This is a genomic window from Halomonas citrativorans (assembly GCF_014898005.1).
GTDB classification, from domain to species: Bacteria; Pseudomonadota; Gammaproteobacteria; order Pseudomonadales; family Halomonadaceae; genus Vreelandella; species Vreelandella citrativorans.
Genome location: NZ_JABUYX010000046.1, coordinates 1 through 5,453, shown reverse-complemented (window position 1 = coordinate 5,453; position 5,453 = coordinate 1). Strand labels below are relative to the sequence as shown.

Here is a 5,453-nt window from a genome sequence, read left to right as displayed (position 1 = left end):
CTCCCTGTTCCTGCTGTCGCGACCACAATACATAATCGCGAAACGTCAGCTCCAGCGGCGCCAGTTCAGTCTCAGGATGAAGATAGAGGCAATTAAGCTCTGCAAACAGAACCTGGATACTGCGGCCATCGATGCACCAAGTATCAATACTGAATGCGATCCTGCTTTTATTTTCTTCATCCAGTACACGGATCTCAAATTGAGGCCACACAGCCAGATCAAAATGCTTGTGCGCCAGATCACGCCGTGTAGCTTCGATCATGCGATCCCGCGACGATATATCCAGCTTAAGCAGAGAATGGCGATCTATCGTATACTCAGGCACTACCTCCAACACTTGCTGATAGCCATCAGGCCTTGCAATCACGCGCAGCATATCGTGTCTGTGCAACAACATATCCCAGGCACGATGAAAACGTGCGAAATCAAGATTGTCGACTTCGTATTCCAGATAGATATGCATGGCCGCCGCATCCTCGCGGCCGATCCAGTATGCCTGTTGCATATCCGTCATCGGGAAGGATTCAAACCGCCCAGTCGGATTGATATCAATGCTTTTCGCTGCGGAATTCGCCACTTTCCGGGAACAGGCAATTCGATCCAGCAGATCCCGTTTCATTCCATGCCCTCCTGTGACGAATGCCGTGACTTGAGGCGCTTCAAACGCACCTTTCTTTTAGCCGATGCATCTGCGGTCTGCGACTGACCATCCCGGGAAACCACCTTTGGTTCTGATATGTTGACCGAGGTGCCATAACGTTGAAACAAATAATCGGCCAGCGACAGGACAGTGGGTCTGCCGATCAGCGTTCCCACATCTACTTCCATGTCAAGAGACTTCTGAATCCGCCGGCGATAGCGCACGATTTCGATCGACCCTCCCCCCTGCTCGAACAAGCTGATCTCCGGCTGCACCTGCCGGTCCAGGATATCTTCAAGAAGCGAGGTCAATTTGTCGACAATGTCATGTCGGCCCAGTCCGCTGCCGTTTGCGTTAACCGTCTCGTTCGCTCCGGACCGAGAGGAATTCAAGTCCTGCTCTTTTGCGATGCCGATCAGATAATCTCCCGGTGCAGCGTATAACCGATTGAGTTGGGCCATGCCCTGTTCCAACTCAATCACCTGAAACCCTCTGGCAAATACCTCTGCGCTATCAACCTGACTGCCCATGCCTACGTTGGACCAATTGCTCCAACCCAACCAGCTCGCCACCCAGCCTTCGCTACGCAACTTATCGGCCATACCCAATAGTGCGCCATTGGCGCCCGCATATGACACAGAGAACGGATCACCATACATACCTGCCACCGATCCAAATAAGATCCACCGGGTACATTGCCGAATATCAGGCCAGTTTTTTTCTAGGGCCGCCTTCAGTATCTGTACCGCCACAGACTTGGGGCGGTCTGCGCGAATCAGTTGTTGAGCCTCCAGACGCGGCGGTAATGCGGTTTCGTAAACGCCTGCCAAGTGCAATATAATATCCGGACACGTATTACCCAAAACTGCCGCCAGCCTCTTAGCAGTGCGGTCTGAGTCACACATATCATCCTGAATCCACACCTGCCGGTCTGCGTCGTCGGGGTCGCACCAATCGGGGCACTGCCCACGGCCAAGCAGAATCACACGATGACCGCAAGACAATTCACTTGCGGCAAGTTGACGCGCCAGTGCTCCTGCACCGCCGGTAATCAACGTCACTTTGGCACTTGTTGCTGGTTGCCTGCTTGGCGTCGACAGGTCGGCATCGGTTTGCTCCAGTCTGGTCAGGCCGCTAGCGGTAACCCGATATCTTCCTGTCTCATTTTCCACCGGCCACAGCAGAGATCTATCTGCCGACCGTTGCAGGACCACACAATGCGAATTCGCGTCAAGTGGCAAGCTGCGAAGAAGGCCGTACAGTCTGGCTGCATCCACACTATCCTGAGCATCAACAATTGCACACAAGGCATAGACCTGTGCACTATTGATATCCGACAGAACACGCAGCAACTTCGCCAGCTTCTCTGGATCCGCGTAGATTTCTGGGCCAAAAACCAGTCCCAGTCCGGAGTGCGTAGCGATTTCACGGCCCAGTGCATCTATCGTCAACGGCGACATCTGTAGACCAGAAAGCGGCACGTCACCGATGACTCTCCATTGCCCCGCCGTAGGATAATCGGACGAAGGAACTTGTATCCATGTCAGCGAACGTATTCCCGGCTCACCTTGGGTTTGGTTCGCCTTATTGGCTGCATCGGTCGGCGGCCTCTCCTGCTCCAGAGCAATCAGTGAACCGTCCGCCAGCGCTTTGGCCATTTGCAACCGCTGTATTTTTCCGCTAGTAGTCTTCAAAAAACGATTCCGTGCAACCGGTACCACCTGGGCCGGATAAAGACCTGCCTCGGCAATCAGCGTTTCACGGACTTGCCGGTTGACCGCTTGCAAGTCGGCGCCTTCGCGAGGAACATAGCAAATAGCGACCGTTTCTTGTTCGCCCTCATGCCAGCTGAGCGCGGTCACAAACGTTGGCTCTACTTCTGCAATTTTCTCGACCCGTTCTTCCAGGTCATGGCACACGTAATTTACACCATTGACTATAAGAACTTCCTTGCTTCGACCCGTCAGATAAAGACAGCCATCAGCAACAAACCCGTTATCTCCAGTATCAAACCAGCCATCTTCACTGAACGAAGCTGCATTGACTTCGGGAAGATTCAAATAACCACGCGTAACTGTCGGGCCACTAATCTGGAATCGCCCCACCTGATATTCCTTGAGTACGGCACCGTCCTCTCCCGTGATGCGAATACCTACGCCCGGAATAACCCGACCACATGAAGCAAATCTAGTGATGCCTGCCTGGACTGTATCCTGGGCGAATTCAAGTCGCGACACGGAAATCTCCGGGTCCCGATCTGTGCCATAAGTAATGCATGTGCAGGCTTCCGCCATACCAAAGCTGGGTGTGATTGCCTCCCGCTTCAAACCGAAGACAGCTGCAGTATCCCGAAAATCAGCAATGGTGCGATTTGATACCGCTTCGCCGCCATTCATGCATTCCACGACGTGGGATAGATCCAGCTCAAGTCCTGTGGCTCGTTTCATGGCCTTGGTCACAAGCTTATACCCGAAATTGGGAGACCAGGTATGCGTGATCTTCCGATCCGACAGCAACCGCATCCACAATAAAGGGTCATCCAGGATCAGCGAATTGGCTATATGGGTCTGGTTCCTTCCCAGAAAAATATCGCGCAGATGATAAGTCAGGAGCGGTCCGATATGGTCGAAGGGCAACCAGTTCAACGAACACTGTCCGGCAACATAATCCTGCCCCAGACTGCTCAGTGTCATGAAGGCGAGCAGAGACTCGTGACGTTCGTCAATGCACTTCGATTTGCCAGTACTGCCTGCCGACAGCTGGTAGAAAGCCGTGGCTGTAGGTTCCGGATCGGCAGGGCCGATCGGGTTGTCGTCCAACATCTCCAGATCAACCACACGCATCTGCGGATACTGCCCCAGCAGAGGCGCAAGACGTGCAAGGATATCAGAATCGGCTAGCACCAGCGGCTGGCCCAGCGTTTCCCAGGCATGAATGAGCTTTCCGGCCTTTTCAGGATCTGAATAGTCGTCGTTCGCCGCGACCGTAACCGGAACCGCGCCACTATAAAAGGCGCCCCAGATCCCATGCACATAAGGAACAAACCAGCCAGCAAGCACAATTACAGGTATTGTGGGCTCCACTCCTGCACCACGGATGCGGCCGCCATATTTTGCCGCACGCTCCCTCAAATCATCATAGGTAATATGGGACTCGCCCTTTTCTTCGATAAACGATATCCCTTTCCCGGGATAACGGCTTGCGGTACGAACCAACATCTGCCATAGATTGCGGGGGGTATCCGCAGGAAAATCTACCTGACGCCCCTGCAACAAGGCGGGACGTGCAGCAAACAATTGCAAGTCAGCTAGGATAACCTGGGAGGACGTAGCAATGGCACGCAAAACTTCTGTATAGGCTTTCAGAAAACGCACCGCAGTCCCCTCATTAAAGAGCGAAGAAGCATAGTCCAGCTGGATATCTAGTATGTTTCCTCGATCGACGATCTGGATACATAGCTCGAAAATTACTTCAGAGGTCAGTTCCTGCGGCCGAAAATTCATGCGGACGTCACCAAGCGTCATCGCCTCATCGGACAAGATATTTTGGTACACACACGCCGTCTGTATCACAGGCATGTAGTGCTCGGATCGGGCATGGCCCGCAGCTTTAACGATTTTATTAAAGGGATGATCCTGATGTTCCAGTGCCTTTACGATAGATGTATCCAAAGCATCTAGATTGTCCTGAATATTGAGCTGCGAATCGACTGTACCTCGCAATGCAATGGTGTTGGCCAAAAAATCTACAATGTGTTCCAGTTCTGGCAAAGTGCGACCGGCGACAACCGCCCCGGTCACGATGTCGGCACCGGCACCCGACTCAGCCAACGTCATCATGAAAGCAGCTGCCAATATTTGATACAGCCCCGATCCCCGCTGACTAGCTATGGTGCGCAGCTTCTTGGTTATCGTTGCATCGAGTTCATGATGAAGCGAATGTCCCTCCAGTAAGTGACTGGATTCGCGAGCCCGGTCCAACGGCAAGTCAATACATTCAGGTGCATCGCGCAAATAGTCGCTCCAGAACGCAGCCAGTTTTTTGCGCCGGAGCTGGCTGGCTTCACTGCGCAGCCATGCGCTGTAATCCAGACCCTGGACCGATAAGGTGTCCAAGGTACCGCCCCGATAACACCTGTCCAGGTCACGTAATATCACATCGACCGACCAGCCATCGGCAATGATATGATGCATGCACAAGATCAGCACAGCGTGTTGACTGCTTTGTTGCGCAATATCAACCGGTGTCAGCAATGCGGCTTTGAACAAAGGAGGGCGCGCCAGATCGAAAGGCTGTCCTGCCAGTTCCGTAAAGACCTGGTCTACCTCTTGCTCCAGGTCAAGCACTTCCCGGTAATCAAGATTGACCCAGGCAAAATTCTGTACCTGTCTTTGTGGTTCATCATCTGCTTCCACGAATTGGGTACGCAACGCTTCATGGCGCCTGACCAGGTGTGTAAGGGCCATGGCTAGACGATCGGGTTGTACCTCGCCATGCAGGTCAAACGCGTAGACCATATTGTTCGCCAAATCCCTACCGCCATTGCGTTGTCGCAAGTACCAAAGTCGCTGCTGATTTTCAGATAGAGAATGACTAAGCGAGCGGTCTGTCAGCGCCCATACAATTTGTCCTGTGTTCTTTCTTTTCTCCAGTAACATCGCCTGCTCGGCAATCGTGGGTAGAGAAAGCAAGTCACCCAAATGAACCTGACATTGGAACGACTGGCCCAGGCGAGCAGCCAGTCGAGCGAGCATGAGGGAGTGGCCACCCAGTGTAAAAAAGTTCTGATGTGCACCGATCGGCTGCTCGCGTT

2 protein-coding genes are annotated in these 5,453 nt (G+C 53.1%); both read right to left on the bottom strand.

Features of this window, described 5'->3' with window-relative positions; all coding sequences use genetic code 11:
* A partial coding sequence (locus tag INT20_RS17740) for a condensation domain-containing protein (protein WP_226912243.1) occupies positions 1-619 on the bottom strand: 619 nt, incomplete at its 3' end.
* Positions 616-5,439, bottom strand: coding sequence for a condensation domain-containing protein (locus INT20_RS17735; protein WP_319643868.1), 4,824 nt, complete (start codon positions 5,437-5,439; stop codon positions 616-618). The genes INT20_RS17740 and INT20_RS17735, both read right to left, overlap by 4 nt.
* Positions 5,440-5,453 lie beyond the last annotated feature (14 nt).